This window comes from Enterococcus florum (assembly GCF_004309355.1).
GTDB lineage: Bacteria > Bacillota > Bacilli > Lactobacillales > Enterococcaceae > Enterococcus_A > Enterococcus_A florum.
In genome coordinates this window covers 1-291 of sequence record NZ_BJCC01000058.1, presented here as the reverse complement: position 1 = coordinate 291, position 291 = coordinate 1, and the positions used below count along the sequence as shown (strand labels likewise).

1 protein-coding gene is annotated in these 291 nt (G+C 43.0%); it reads left to right on the top strand.

The annotated features are described in order from the left end of the window. Positions 1–291, top strand: a 291-nt coding sequence (locus NRIC_RS19005) for a MucBP domain-containing protein (protein WP_150136658.1), incomplete at both ends; no start/stop codon positions are given.

Here is a 291-nt window from a genome sequence, read left to right as displayed (position 1 = left end):
ACAGCACGGGAGTAGTTGGTGAAAACTACACCACGGAAGAAAAACAAATTCCGGGGTATACGATCCAAACAGTTCCAGCCAACAAAGCAGGCAAGTACAAAGAAGGGATCATCACAGTCACTTATATTTATAAGAAAAACAAAGAAGACGTGGGTAAGACACAAGGAAGTGTCGTGACTAAGTACGTGGATGGATCTGATAATGAAATTGCAGGACGCAACGCTGCAAGTGGAGAAATCGGTACTGCCTATACGACTGAACAAAAGACTATTTCCGGCTACACACTCAAAA